The organism is Alphaproteobacteria bacterium, from assembly GCA_023898725.1.
Taxonomy (GTDB): Bacteria; Pseudomonadota; Alphaproteobacteria; order JAUHZC01; family JAUHZC01.
This window is the reverse complement of the sequence record CP060236.1, coordinates 654,486-667,451: the sequence shown is the minus strand read 5'-3', so window position 1 is coordinate 667,451 and position 12,966 is coordinate 654,486. Positions and strand designations below refer to the sequence as shown.

Genomic DNA, 12,966 nt, shown 5'->3' with positions numbered 1-12,966 from the left:
TGACACAGATTAGTAATCTAAGACGACTTGGAAATAGACTCGTTTGTATTGTTATCCACTGGAGACAGAATCTCCCCCTTTGATTTCAAGATGGCCTCTTTTGCCGCTTCTGAATAATGAGCTGTTTGAAGAACTAGTGGATGCGTAAGATCGCCTTTGGCCAAAACCTTGAATGTCTTCGCATGACGGTTCAACATACCAGCAGCCTTAAGGACATCGACAGTCACAGGCTTTGATCCGTCGATGCGCTTTTCCGTGACAGCTTGTGAAAGAGCCCCTAGGTTTATCACGTCAAAAACAATCATGTTCCGATTCGTGAAGCCACGCTTGGGGAGACGACGATAATAGGGCATCTGCCCTCCCTCGTATCCCTTAAGAGCAACGCCTGTACGAGCTTTTTGTCCTTTTTGCCCAGATCCAGAAGTTTTTCCTTTGCCAGACCCGATGCCGCGACCAACTCGTTTTGATTTTGAACGAGAGTTACAGTTGTCTTTAATAGTATTTAATAACATAATTCAGCTCTTTTAGACAGTTTCTACCTTAACTAAGTGATTCACTTTACGAATCATGCCTTGGACCATAGGGGTGTTCTCGAGAATACGGAATCTGTGCATTTTTCCAAGCCCAAGACCTTTCAAATTCTGAAGCTGGTATTGAGGTCTACGTAGAGAACTCCCAACTTGGGTTACCTTCACTTTAGATATGTTAGGCATTTTCTGTCTCCTCTGAACGACGAGTTACGATATCAACTGTTCGCTTGCCTCGACGCGCAGCAATACCTTTTGGAGAATTCATTCGGGCGAGAGCTTCAAAGGTTGCACGCACCATGTTGCCGGGGTTAGACGAACCCAGAGATTTTCCCACGATATCCTGGATTCCGACGGCTTCAAAAACTGCTCTCATCGGGCCACCGGCGATCACACCGGTACCAGGAGGAGCTGACCGCATAACAACACGAGCGGCACCATGGCGACCTATAATATCATAATGAAGAGTTCTGCCTTCTCGCAAAGGAACATGATGCAGTGTTGCCTTAGCCTGGTTTGTTGCTTTATTGACAGCATCTGGAACTTCACGGGCCTTGCCATGACCATAACCAACACGCCCTTTACCATCGCCTACTACAACAGTAGCAGAAAAACCCATTCGTCGACCACCTTTCACAACCTTAGAAACGCGCTGAATAGAAACAAGCTTCTCAACAAGGCCTGACTCTTGACGATCTTGACGAACATTATCACCTGTATTTCTGGACATTTATTTTCCTCAGAATTTTAAGCCAGCTTCGCGTGCCGCATCAGCTAGAGATTTCACACAACCATGATACGCCAGCGAGCCGCGATCAAAAACAACAGCGGACACCCCCGTTTTTTTTGCTCGCTCCGCAATCAGCCTTCCAACTTCCTTTGCTGCTAGAGAATTACTATAGTTCTTTAGCTTTTCACGCAGAAGAGGATCCAGAGATGATGCCGACGCAAGGGTACAAGATTTGCTATCATCAATTAACTGAGCGTATACATATCGATTTGATCGATGAACAGACAAACGAACTGATCCTGCCGCACGAAGCAACAGTTGGCGACGAGTTCTCTGCTTTCTACGAAGCGTGCGATCAACTTTAGCTATCACTTTTTCTTTCCTTCCTTACGTACAATATGCTCGTTGGCATACTTTATTCCCTTACCTTTATAGGGCTCCGGCAAGCGAAAAGAGCGGACTTTCGCCGCAAACTCACCCGTTTGTTGGCGATTAAACCCAGTAATGGTAAGTAACGTTGGCTTCTCACAAACAACCGTGATGCCCTCCGGAATAGGGACAACAACATCATGGCTATAGCCAAGCTGCATCGACAAGTCGTTACCCTTGAGTGCCGCACGATATCCGACGCCATTAATCTCAAGGCGCTTCACATATCCCTGATCCACATCACTTACAGCATTGGCTATTAACGACCGATATGTACCCCAAAGAGAAAGGGACTTACGATCTTTCTTCTTGGGAGACACGAGAATTTGTTGATTTTTGTGCTCTACGAGTAACTCATCAACGAGAGAAACGGTCAACTCACCAAATTTTCCAATTACTGTCAGCAGGTTACCCGCAAGGGTGCATCGAACAGATTCAGGAATGATTACAGGGTTTTTACCAACACGAGACATAATATTTCCTAAAATACTTTAAACAGATATTCACCACCAACTGACTGGGCACGGGCTGTCGAATCGGCAAGAACACCCTTAGGAGTGGAAAGAACAGAGACACCAAGGCCATTGTAAACCCGGGGTAGATCTGCCACAGATGTATACACCCGTCTTCCCGGTTTACTTACCCGCACAATTTCTTCAATTCCAGGAACACCATGGGTATACCTTAGCTTTATCTGCAATTGATCAAACTTACCAACTTTTTTTTGAGAAAAGTCACTGATATAACCGTTTTCTTTCAAAACAGTTAAGATAGAAGTCCGCATCCGAGAAACGGGGGCAAGCACAAAGTCGTGGCGACGCATATAACCATTGCGAATACGGGTGATTAAATCACCGATAGGATCATTAATATTCATAGTTACCAACTCACTTTCTTTAGACCAGGGATTAAACCAAAAGAACCCAGATCACGTAAGGCAATACGACTCAGACCAAAGCGCTTATACACGGCCCTTGGACGACCTGTCAGCGCACAGCGAGTGCGTATACGGACAGGGGACTCATTACGGGAACGTTGAGAGAGCTTCATCTGAGCAGAAAAACGCTCATCCATAGGAAGGTTTTTATCATTGATCAGGGCTTTTAGTTTTTGCCGAGATGTACGAGCTCCTGCGCATTTTTTTATATTACGTTTTGTTTTTTCAACCAAACATTTGCGTGCCATTAGATGAAAACTCCTATAGTATTAAGGGTAAATTAAATGACTGCAGCAATTCACGGGCCTCTTCATCGGAGCTTGCAGTCGTTGTGATAACAACATCTAGCCCACGTACGCGATCAACTTTGTCATAATCGATTTCAGGAAAAATGATTTGCTCCTTAATCCCAAAGGAATAGTTTCCTTTTCCGTCAAACGATCTCTTTTTCAACCCTCGAAAGTCTCGTATGCGGGGCAAGGAAATATTAATCAGCCGATCTAGAAACTCATACATTTGGCGTTTCCGAAGAGTAACCTTCGCACCAATAGCCATTCCCTCACGTAGCTTGAACCCAGCTATAGACTTGCGCGCCAGAGTAGGAACAGCCTTTTGGCCCGAAAGGAGTGTCAACTGCTCAACGATACCGTCTATAATTTTTTTGTCGCGCACAGCATCGCCAACTCCCATATTCAAGGTTATCTTGGACAGCGATGGAACCTGCATGACAGAAGTGTACATCATTTTCTTCATGATCTCAGGTCTGATTTTTTCGTTATATTGTTTAAATAGACGTGACACGTAACAACCTATACTATTATTTCACCAGATTTTTTAGCAATACGCTTTTTTTCACTATTTTTATCCCAAACAAAGCCAACTTTGGTCGGGGTCTTTGTCTTCGGATCCAATAAGGCCACATTGGAAATATGAATCGGAGACTCTCTCTGGACCACCCCCCCTTTTGAGGAAGCGGACGCACGCTCAAAATGGTGAAGAAGATTCATGCCCTTGACAAGCAGTGTACTTTTATCGACATTAACCTTAATGATCTCGCCTGATTTACCCTTGGATCTCCCAGCAATAGCAATAACTTGATCGCCACGCTTTAGCCTAAATTTTTTCATTAGATTACCTCTGGTGCAAGTGAAATGATTTTCATAAAACTTTTGGCGCGCAGTTCTCGGGTTACGGGACCAAATATGCGAGTGCCAACAGGCTCTCCCTGAGCATTAATCAAAACCACTGCATTACGATCAAAACGAATCACCGTGCCGTCAGGACGACTAAGTGGATAGGCAGACCGAACAATCACAGCCTTCATCACGTCGCCTTTTGAAACTTTTCCCCGAGGAATAGCACTCTTTACACTAACGACTATTGTATCACCAATAGCTGCTGACTTCCGTTTTGATCCTCCCAAAACTTTTATACACTGAACTTCTTTTGCTCCTGTGTTATCAGCAACATCTAGGCGCGACTGCATCTGAATCATTTTTGCTCTCCAAGGGGATTAGACATGACTTCCCACGTCTTTCGTTTAGACTTTGGAGCAATTTCAATTATTGTTACTAAATCGCCAATGTTGCAAGAATTTTGCTCATCATGCGCCATATAGCGCTTTGATTTAGTCATAATTTTTTTGTACTTCTCATGTGTAACACGGCGAGAAACATTTACGACTACTGATTTATCGCACTTGTTACTCACAACTACACCTGTCAATGTTCGACGTGGCATAAAAAACTCCAATTAACTCTTTTTTTCAAGTGCTACGGTATTAAATCGTGCGATTTCACGACGAATACTGCGCAGTTGATGTGTCTTATCCAAATCTCCGGAAGACTTGCGAAATCTTAAATTTAATAGCTCGCGATTCTTCTCTACCACATGCTTCTGGATGTCTTCAAGGCTTTTCTTGCGAATCTCGATGATTTTTAACATAGGTTATGGCTCCAAGCGAGTGATTAAGCGCGTTTTAATAGGAAGCTTTGCTGATGCTAGCTCAAAGGCCCGCACAGCCAGTTCATGAGGAACTCCGTCAAGCTCAAACATGATACGCCCCGGCTTCACACGTGCCGCCCAAAACTCCGGCGCACCTTTTCCGCTTCCCATTCGAACTTCCGCTGGCTTTGTCGAGACAGGTACGTCAGGAAATATACGAATCCAAACGCGACCTGAGCGTTTAATATGGCGTGTGATAGCACGACGCGCCGATTCAATTTGCCGCGCTGTGATGCGAGCAGGCTCAAGAGCTTTCAGACCAAAGGATCCAAAATTCAGAGTTACCCCCCCCTTAGCCAAACCATGTATGCGCCCCTTAAAGGCCTTACGGTGTTTTGTTTTTTTAGGACTTAGCATAACAATACCTTAACGTTGAAATATTCTGCGCTCGTGAGCCATCGGATCATGTTCAAGGATTTCTCCCTGATAGACCCAAACCCGCACACCACATTTACCATAAGTTGTGAGGGCTGCTGATTCTCCGTAATCGATATCTGCCCGCAATGTGTGAAGGGGAACACGCCCCTCTCTATACTCTTCAGTGCGCGCAATCTCAGCACCACCTAGCCGACCCGAGCAAACAACACGGATGCCTTGAGCACCCATACGCACAGATGATTGAATTGCACGCTTCATAGCACGACGGTAGCTAACACGTCGCTCTAGCTGTTGGGCAATACCATCAGCAACTAGTTTTGCATCAAGCTCTGGTTTGCGAATTTCCATTATATTAACCGCAACCTCTGCTTTGGTAAGCGCAGAGATTTGCTTCTTCATACGATCGATATCAGCACCTTTTTTGCCAATAAGAACACCCGGACGGGCTGTTTGAATAAAAACATTAATTTTTTTTGCTGGACGCTCAATAATCACATGAGAAATACTCGCTTGAGAAAAATTCTTAAAGACAAATTCCCGAATTTTAATATCTTCTAGCAGTAACTTGGCATAGTCACGATCAGCAAACCAACGAGAGTCCCATGTGCGGTTTATTCCCAAGCGGAGCCCAATTGGCCTAACCTTTTGTCCCATTAGTTAAGCTCCTTCTCAGTAAGTATGATAGTAACATTTGAAAATACCTTTGTTATACGAGAGCCGCGACCACGCGCCCGGGCATGCATACGCTTTAACTGCATATTTTTACCCACATAGGCCTCATTAACAACTAAACGATCAACGTCCATGTCGTAGTTATTTTCCGCATTTGAAATTGCAGAAAACAAAAGACCATGAACGTCATTAGCCACACGTTTTGTCGAAAACCTCAGTTGCTTTAAAGCCGCAGAAACGGGCTGACCCCTAATAAGGCCTAAGACTAGGTTTACCTTTCGTGGACTGCAAGAAAGTTTTGTCAAAATAGCCTTAGCCAATTTTTGACCCGCGGGTGAGAGTTTTTCGTGTACCATGTTAACCTCTTTTTGCCTTTTTATCCGCACCATGCCCATGATATGTACGTGTTGGGGAAAACTCACCAAACTTGTGCCCAACCATCTCCTCTGTCACATACACAGGTATGAACTTATTACCGTTGTGAACAGCGAAGTTGAGCCCCACAAAATTAGGCAAAATTGTAGATCTGCGAGACCATGTTTTAATAACATCATTACGAGATGACTCACGAACAACATCTGCTTTTTTAAGCAAATAACCATCCACAAAGGGACCTTTCCAAACTGAACGTGCCACTGATAAATTCCTCTGTTAGTTCTTACGTTTGCGTATAATGTACTTTGAAGAAGGCTTCTTCTTGTTACGCGTTTTCTTGCCCTTGGTACAAATACCCCAAGGCGAAACTGGATGGCGACCACCTGACGTTCTCCCCTCGCCGCCACCATGCGGATGATCAACAGGGTTCATAACCACCCCTCGAACGGATGAGCGGCGACCCAGCCAACGTGAGCGACCAGCCTTTCCAAGCTTGATGTTTTTTTGATTTGGGTTTGATACAACACCAATAGTAGCGCGACAAGCACCCAAAATCATTCTGAGCTCTCCCGAGCCTAGACGCACTTGAACATATGCATCATCACGGCCCACAATTTGTGCGAAGGCACCAGCTGATCGGACTAACTGAGCCCCTTTTTGGGGCTTAAGCTCTAAATTGTGCACAAGAGTTCCCACAGGAATACTGGAAAGAGGAAGGCAGTTCCCCACCTTTATATCAGCACCTACACCAGACTCCACCACATCTCCAGCACTGAGCTTTTGCGGAGCTACTATGTAAGCTTTTTGTCCATCAGCATAAGACAAGAGGGCGATGTGAGCTGTACGATTAGGATCATACTCAATGCGCTCAACAGTTGCCTTTTGACCGTCGCGCTGTCGCTTGAAGTCAATAACACGATAGAGACGCTTGTGACCACCGCCACGATGGCGCATCGTCATACGACCAAGATTATTGCGGCCGCCACTTTTGTGCAAACCCTCCGTCAAAACTTTAATAGGACGGCCTTTCCAAAGACCCTCATGTGACACAAGGACGGTATTGCGTGTTGATGGGGTATATGGTGAAAAAGTCTTTAAATGGGTCATACCACTTGACCTCCAAGATCAATTGAACCAGACAGTAGACGCACAAACGCATAGGAGACATCTGATCGCTGGCCACGACGACCACGAAACACTTTTTTCTTTCCTTTGCGCACAAGGCGAGAAACAGACGAAACCTTAACTTTATATAAATCCTCAATAGCGCCCTTAATTTGGGTTTTTGTCAATTCAGGAGAAACAACAAAAGTATAACGCCCGAAAGTCGTAGCAGCCATAGATTTTTCAGTAACCACAGGCCGGCGAATCCCTGCGTAAACATTTTGAGAATTGAAAATATTAACCATCGAGCTTCTCCTCAAGCTGCTTTGCAGCCTCTTTGGAAATCAAAACATGCTTATGTCGGACTAGGTCATAAACATTCACTCCCTCAACTGGTAAAACATCAATATTTGGAAGATTAGAACCAGCTTGGCGCAATAAACCTACCTTCTCCTTAACATCAATAAGAAGAGTTTTTAAATGAAGATATGAGGCAAAAGATTTTGCGAAATCGGCAGTTTTCAAAGATGAAAGATCAAAATTATCAAAAACACACAAGCTATCCGCACGTAGCTTTTCCGAGAGTGCCGTTTTTAAAGCAAGCTTACGAAATTTACGTGTAAGTTTATGTGCATGTGAACGTGACTGGGGACCAAATATCGTTGCTCCACCACGAAACTGGGGTGATCGCAAGCTACCTTGACGTGCATTACCAGTGCCTTTTTGTCGAAAAGGCTTACGGGTCGTACCACTTATCATAGAGATGGTTTTTGTTTGATGTGTGCCAGCTTGACGCTTGGACAACTGCCAAGTAACCATGCGGGCAATAATGTCTTGGCGATAAGGAACACCATAGACAGCATCAGAAAGTTCTAGACTTCCCTTAACCACGTCATTAATTGTTTTTACACTAAGCTTCATTATATCACTCAACTATTCGCTTTTATCTTCAGAAACAACAGGATTGGATACGACATCCCGCGTAGGTTCTTGTGCCTGATTTAGGGGTACGTTGTCAAGGGACTTTTCATTTAAAAATGCCGCTGGATAAGGTAAGTCTGAAACCCCCGGACCTTTTACTGCATCACATATAGTGACGTATTGATTCTTTGGCCCAGGAACAGAACCAATCACCATAATCAGACTATTAGCGATATCCACACCGTGAACTTCAAGATTCTGCTTAGTCACACGGGTATTTCCCATCTGACCAGCCATTTTTTTTCCCTTTAGTACACGACCAGGGTCTTGACACATACCTGTCGAACCATGACTACGATGCGCTATCGAAACACCGTGACTGGCGCGTAATCCCCTAAAGTTGTGACGCTTCATCGGCCCAGCAAAGCCCTTACCAATGGACGTCCCAACAATATCAACTTTTTGGCCTGCAACAATATGGGAAATCGCAATCTCTTGGCCGACGACATAGCCCTCCGAATCCTCAAGACGAAACTCACGTGAAATTGCTCGAGGAAGCAAGCTGTTAGCGGAAAAACGCCCACGATCCGCAGCAGTAAGACGTTTGGTTTTCACGGCCCCCGTGGAAAGTTGGACAGCGGCATAACCGTGCTTTTCTGGTTTCTTTACATCAGTTACAACACATGAGTCATATTGAAGAACTGTCACCGGAACGACCTCGCCAAGGGCGTTGAAAACCCGGGTCATGCCAATTTTTTTAGCTATTAATCCTGATCGCATCATTTTCTACAACTTAATTTCTACATTAACACCAGCCGCAATGTCTAACTTCATCAGGGCATCTACCGTTTCTGGAGTCCAGTCCACAATATCCAACAATCGCTTGTGCGTTGTCAGAGCAAATTGTTCCCGAGACTTTTTATCAATATGAGGAGAACGTAATACCGTATAAACTTCCTGCTTTGAAGGTAAAGGAATAGGACCAAGAACTTTAGCACCTGTGTTATGAGCGGTATTTACAATCTGCGATGCCGATTCATCCAAGACATTATAATCAAATGCCTTAAGGCGTATGCGAATTGATTGATTTTTCATTACGTATAAATTCCTTATTTAATAATCTTAGCGACGACACCGGCTCCGACCGTACGCCCACCCTCACGGATAGCAAAACGCAGCCCCTCTTCCATCGCAATAGGGGCTATTAACTCAACAACCACTTTCACGTTATCGCCAGGCATAACCATCTCAACACCATCCGGTAACTCAACCGTACCCGTCACATCCGTCGTACGGAAGTAAAACTGTGGCCGATAGTTCTTAAAAAATGGCGTATGACGACCACCCTCTTCCTTCGTCAGAATATATACCTCTCCCTCAAACTTCGTATGAGGGGTAATCGAACCAGGCTTCGCCAAAACCTGACCACGCTCCACATCCTCACGCTTCGTACCGCGCAACAACAATCCAACGTTATCACCAGCTTCACCCTGATCCAACAGCTTGCGAAACATCTCAACACCCGTCACAACTGTCTTCGTCGTATCACGAACACCAACAATCGATACTTCCTCACCAACCTTCACAACACCACTCTCAATACGTCCCGTCACAACCGTACCACGACCAGAAATCGAAAACACATCTTCAACAGGCATCAAAAACGGCTTGTCTACCGCACGCTCAGGCTGAGGTATATAACGATCAACCTCACTCATCAGTGACTTAATCGCCTCAGAACCACGCTCCGCATCACGATTCTCAAGCGCACACAACGCAGAACCCTTCACCACAGGAATATCATCACCAGGAAAATCATAGCTCGATAACAGCTCACGGATCTCAAGCTCAACCAACTCCAACAACTCAGGATCATCAACCTGATCAACCTTGTTCATAAAAACAACAATCGCTGGAACACCAACCTGACGCGCCAACAAAATATGCTCCCGGGTCTGAGGCATCGGACCATCAGCAGCAGAAACAACCAAAATAGCTCCATCCATCTGAGCCGCACCGGTAATCATATTCTTCACATAGTCCGCATGACCAGGACAGTCCACATGCGCATAATGACGATTGCCTGTCTCATACTCTACGTGGGCCGTCGAAATCGTAATACCACGCGCACGCTCCTCAGGAGCTCCATCAATCTGATCATACGCCTTAAACACCGCTCCACCAGACTCAGACAACACCTTCGTAATCGCTGCGGTCAACGTCGTCTTACCGTGATCCACGTGACCAATCGTTCCTATATTACAATGCGGCTTATCCCGCAAAAACTTCTCTTTCGACATGTTGTCTCTCCTGATTAACCTAAGTTTGCCTTGACTTCCTCAGCAATATTGTGTGGAACCTGCGCATAATGATCAAACTGCATTGTATATTGCGCACGACCCTGGGTCATTGAACGCAACGTATTCACATAACCAAACATGCACGCTAGTGGAACATGGGCATTAATAACGCGGGCATTACCACGGTCATCCATCCCCTGCATTTGACCGCGTCGACTATTAAGGTCCCCGATGACGTCTCCCATGTAGTCCTCAGGCGTCACAACTTCGACCTTCATCATCGGCTCAAGCAAGCATGGAGACGCCTTACCGATGCCCTCTCGAAAAGCCGCGCGAGCAGCAATCTCAAAAGCCAGAACACTCGAATCAACATCATGGTAGGCACCATCAAGAAGCGTTGCTTTAAAGTCAATAACAGGGAAACCAGCAATAACACCACTCCCCATAGCTGAGACAATACCTTTTTGGACGCCAGGAATATACTCTTTTGGCACAGAGCCACCAACAATTTTACTTTCAAATGTAAAAGGAACACCCGGATCCTGCGGCTCAAACAAAACCTTAACGCGAGCAAACTGCCCCGAACCACCACTTTGTTTTTTATGGGTATAGTCAACCTCAAAAGGCTTCGTAATTGTTTCACGATAAGCCACTTGTGGCGCACCCATTGTAGCATCAACTTTAAATTCGCGACGCATACGATCAACAATAATATCCAGGTGAAGCTCACCCATTCCTTTAATAACTGTCTGACCTGACTCAGGGTCACTTGATACACGCAGTGAAGGGTCCTCTGCCGCTAAGCGGCCCAAAGCAATACCCATCTTCTCTTGATCAGCCTTTGTTTTTGGCTCCACAGCCGCCTCAATGACAGGCTCCGGAAATTCCATGCGCTCGAGAATAACAGGCTTTGAGAGATCACACAGCGTTTCTCCAGTCGTCGTATTCTTAAGACCACATAAAGCCACGATATCACCAGCTTCAGCAAATTTAATGTCCTCACGAGAATTTGCATGCATGAGAAGCATACGCCCGATGCGCTCTTTGTTGTCCTTCACACTGTTCAAAACTGTTACACCAGCCTCAAGTCTTCCCGAATAGATACGAGCAAAGGTTAAGGACCCAACAAACGGATCTGTAGCAATTTTAAAGGCCAGCGCCGAAAAAGGCTCACTCACGTCAGGATTACGCAAAACCTCGGCCTCGCCGTTCATAGCAACACCCTTAACAGCACCCACATCAAGTGGTGAAGGCAAATAATCAACCACAGCATCAAGAAGTGGCTGAACACCCTTATTTTTAAAAGCAGTGCCACACAAAACAGGGACAAACGAAGAGCTTAAAGTACCCCTACGGATACACTTCTTCAAAACATCAACGGAAACCTCCTCCCCATTCAAATACGCCTCCATGGCAGCATCATCCTGCTCCACAGCCGCCTCAATGAGCTTTGTGCGATATTCAGCCGCTTTTTCTTGGAGATCTGAAGGAATATCGACATAATCAAATTTTGCACCAAGCTCTTCGTTTTTCCAAACAATTGCACGATTATTGATAAGATCCACAACACCAGAAAAATCCACCTCAGAGCCAATTGGAAGCTGCAAAACGAGGGGGCTAGCACCCAAACGATCAATCATCATAGCAACACAACGATAAAAATCAGCACCGGTACGGTCCATTTTATTTACAAAACACATCCGCGGCACACGATATTTATCTGCCTGGCGCCAGACTGTCTCCGACTGAGGCTCAACACCCGCAACACTGTCGAATACCGCAACAGCACCATCAAGAACACGCAAAGAACGCTCAACCTCAATTGTGAAGTCTACGTGACCAGGGGTATCAATAATATTAATCCGATGATCATTCCAGAAACACGTTGTCGCCGCAGAAGTAATCGTGATACCACGCTCCTGCTCTTGCTCCATCCAGTCCATAGTTGCAGCACCCTCGTGCACCTCACCAATCTTGTACGAACGACCGGTGTAGTAAAGAACACGCTCCGTAGTGGTTGTCTTTCCCGCATCAATATGGGCCATAATGCCGATATTGCGATACATGTTCAGAGGTGTCTTTGTCGTCATTATGCTAACCTTAAGTTTTCTTACTAATTACCAACGAAAATGAGCAAAAGCCCGATTTGCCTCAGCCATTTTGTGCGTGTCTTCGCGCTTCTTCACTGCCGAACCACGACCCTCTGAAGCATCCAACATCTCCCCACAAAGACGATCTGTCATTGTTTTTTCTGATCGTGCACGCGCGGAATTAATCAACCAACGAATAGCCAAAGCTTGAGCGCGATCCTGACGAACCTCGGAAGGAACTTGATACGTGGCACCACCAACACGGCGGGAACGGACCTCCAGGGCAGGCCGCACATTATCAAGGGCAGAGCTAAAAATTTCAATACCGTCTTTTTTAGCACGCCCCTCAGCTAAGCCCACAGCTTGGTAAAAAATTGTCTCCGCCAAGGATCGCTTACCATCCCACATCAGGCTGTTGATAAATTTTGAAACAACAATACTCCCGTACTTGGGGTCCTTATTAATTTTCCGCTTTTCTGCAGCGTGGCGACGTGACATT

At 45.5% G+C, this 12,966-nt stretch carries 24 protein-coding genes; all 24 read right to left on the bottom strand.

The window, feature by feature from the left end:
* Window positions 1–17: 17 nt before the first annotated feature.
* The 24 genes from H6849_03050 to rpsG are packed head-to-tail and all read right to left on the bottom strand — an operon-like array spanning window position 18 to window position 12,965.
* On the bottom strand, window positions 18–512 hold the full coding sequence (locus H6849_03050) for a 50S ribosomal protein L15 (protein USO01056.1): 495 nt from the start codon (window positions 510–512) through the stop codon (window positions 18–20).
* Between the two features lie 12 nt (window positions 513–524).
* Window positions 525–713, bottom strand: coding sequence for a 50S ribosomal protein L30 (rpmD, locus tag H6849_03045; GenBank protein USO01055.1), 189 nt, complete (start codon window positions 711–713; stop codon window positions 525–527).
* Window positions 706–1,257 (bottom strand): 30S ribosomal protein S5, encoded by a 552-nt coding sequence (gene rpsE, locus H6849_03040; GenBank protein USO01054.1) that lies wholly within the window; start codon window positions 1,255–1,257, stop codon window positions 706–708. The genes rpmD and rpsE overlap by 8 nt, the downstream gene beginning before the upstream one ends.
* Window positions 1,258–1,266: 9 nt before the next feature.
* Entirely contained in the window at window positions 1,267–1,629 is a 363-nt protein-coding gene (gene rplR, locus H6849_03035; protein USO01053.1) for a 50S ribosomal protein L18, read from the bottom strand.
* The gene (gene rplF / locus H6849_03030) at window positions 1,626–2,159 is read right to left on the bottom strand and encodes a 50S ribosomal protein L6 (protein USO01052.1); all 534 of its coding nucleotides are present in this window, start codon (window positions 2,157–2,159) and stop codon (window positions 1,626–1,628) included. The genes rplR and rplF overlap by 4 nt, the downstream gene beginning before the upstream one ends.
* A gap of 8 nt (window positions 2,160–2,167) precedes the next feature.
* The gene (rpsH, locus tag H6849_03025; GenBank protein ID USO01051.1) at window positions 2,168–2,563 is read right to left on the bottom strand and encodes a 30S ribosomal protein S8; all 396 of its coding nucleotides are present in this window, start codon (window positions 2,561–2,563) and stop codon (window positions 2,168–2,170) included.
* A 2-nt stretch (window positions 2,564–2,565) separates the two neighbouring features.
* On the bottom strand, window positions 2,566–2,871 hold the full coding sequence (gene rpsN, locus H6849_03020; protein USO01050.1) for a 30S ribosomal protein S14: 306 nt from the start codon (window positions 2,869–2,871) through the stop codon (window positions 2,566–2,568).
* A gap of 13 nt (window positions 2,872–2,884) precedes the next feature.
* Entirely contained in the window at window positions 2,885–3,424 is a 540-nt protein-coding gene (rplE, locus tag H6849_03015; GenBank protein ID USO01049.1) for a 50S ribosomal protein L5, read from the bottom strand.
* Between the two features lie 8 nt (window positions 3,425–3,432).
* Entirely contained in the window at window positions 3,433–3,750 is a 318-nt protein-coding gene (gene rplX, locus H6849_03010; protein ID USO01048.1) for a 50S ribosomal protein L24, read from the bottom strand.
* Entirely contained in the window at window positions 3,750–4,118 is a 369-nt protein-coding gene (gene rplN / locus H6849_03005; protein ID USO01047.1) for a 50S ribosomal protein L14, read from the bottom strand. The genes rplX and rplN overlap by 1 nt, the downstream gene beginning before the upstream one ends.
* On the bottom strand, window positions 4,115–4,363 hold the full coding sequence (gene rpsQ, locus H6849_03000; GenBank protein USO01046.1) for a 30S ribosomal protein S17: 249 nt from the start codon (window positions 4,361–4,363) through the stop codon (window positions 4,115–4,117). Before rpsQ ends, rplN begins: the two co-directional genes overlap by 4 nt.
* A 12-nt stretch (window positions 4,364–4,375) precedes the next feature.
* Window positions 4,376–4,549, bottom strand: a complete 174-nt coding sequence (locus H6849_02995) for a 50S ribosomal protein L29 (GenBank protein USO01914.1) — start codon at window positions 4,547–4,549, stop codon at window positions 4,376–4,378.
* A 21-nt stretch (window positions 4,550–4,570) separates the two neighbouring features.
* The gene (gene rplP / locus H6849_02990; protein USO01045.1) at window positions 4,571–4,984 is read right to left on the bottom strand and encodes a 50S ribosomal protein L16; all 414 of its coding nucleotides are present in this window, start codon (window positions 4,982–4,984) and stop codon (window positions 4,571–4,573) included.
* Between the two features lie 9 nt (window positions 4,985–4,993).
* Window positions 4,994–5,659 carry a 30S ribosomal protein S3 gene (gene rpsC / locus H6849_02985; GenBank protein ID USO01044.1) on the bottom strand — a complete coding sequence of 222 codons (666 nt, stop codon included), beginning with the start codon at window positions 5,657–5,659 and terminating at the stop codon, window positions 4,994–4,996.
* Window positions 5,659–6,072, bottom strand: a complete 414-nt coding sequence (gene rplV / locus H6849_02980; protein ID USO01913.1) for a 50S ribosomal protein L22 — start codon at window positions 6,070–6,072, stop codon at window positions 5,659–5,661. Before rplV ends, rpsC begins: the two co-directional genes overlap by 1 nt.
* Window positions 6,035–6,313, bottom strand: coding sequence for a 30S ribosomal protein S19 (gene rpsS / locus H6849_02975; GenBank protein ID USO01043.1), 279 nt, complete (start codon window positions 6,311–6,313; stop codon window positions 6,035–6,037). Before rpsS ends, rplV begins: the two co-directional genes overlap by 38 nt.
* Window positions 6,314–6,328: 15 nt before the next feature.
* Complete coding sequence (rplB, locus tag H6849_02970) at window positions 6,329–7,159, bottom strand: 50S ribosomal protein L2 (protein USO01042.1); 831 nt, start codon at window positions 7,157–7,159, stop codon at window positions 6,329–6,331.
* Window positions 7,156–7,461 carry a 50S ribosomal protein L23 gene (locus tag H6849_02965; protein ID USO01041.1) on the bottom strand — a complete coding sequence of 102 codons (306 nt, stop codon included), beginning with the start codon at window positions 7,459–7,461 and terminating at the stop codon, window positions 7,156–7,158. Before H6849_02965 ends, rplB begins: the two co-directional genes overlap by 4 nt.
* Entirely contained in the window at window positions 7,454–8,077 is a 624-nt protein-coding gene (gene rplD, locus H6849_02960; protein ID USO01040.1) for a 50S ribosomal protein L4, read from the bottom strand. The genes H6849_02965 and rplD overlap by 8 nt, the downstream gene beginning before the upstream one ends.
* Window positions 8,078–8,089: 12 nt before the next feature.
* Window positions 8,090–8,857 (bottom strand): 50S ribosomal protein L3, encoded by a 768-nt coding sequence (gene rplC / locus H6849_02955; GenBank protein ID USO01912.1) that lies wholly within the window; start codon window positions 8,855–8,857, stop codon window positions 8,090–8,092.
* 6 nt (window positions 8,858–8,863) lie between these two features.
* The gene (gene rpsJ, locus H6849_02950; GenBank protein USO01039.1) at window positions 8,864–9,172 is read right to left on the bottom strand and encodes a 30S ribosomal protein S10; all 309 of its coding nucleotides are present in this window, start codon (window positions 9,170–9,172) and stop codon (window positions 8,864–8,866) included.
* Between the two features lie 14 nt (window positions 9,173–9,186).
* On the bottom strand, window positions 9,187–10,377 hold the full coding sequence (gene tuf, locus H6849_02945) for an elongation factor Tu (GenBank protein USO01038.1): 1,191 nt from the start codon (window positions 10,375–10,377) through the stop codon (window positions 9,187–9,189).
* 14 nt (window positions 10,378–10,391) lie between these two features.
* Window positions 10,392–12,467, bottom strand: coding sequence for an elongation factor G (gene fusA, locus H6849_02940; protein USO01037.1), 2,076 nt, complete (start codon window positions 12,465–12,467; stop codon window positions 10,392–10,394).
* Window positions 12,468–12,494: 27 nt separating this feature from the next.
* Window positions 12,495–12,965 carry a 30S ribosomal protein S7 gene (gene rpsG / locus H6849_02935; protein ID USO01036.1) on the bottom strand — a complete coding sequence of 157 codons (471 nt, stop codon included), beginning with the start codon at window positions 12,963–12,965 and terminating at the stop codon, window positions 12,495–12,497.
* Between the last annotated feature and the right edge of the window lies 1 nt (window position 12,966).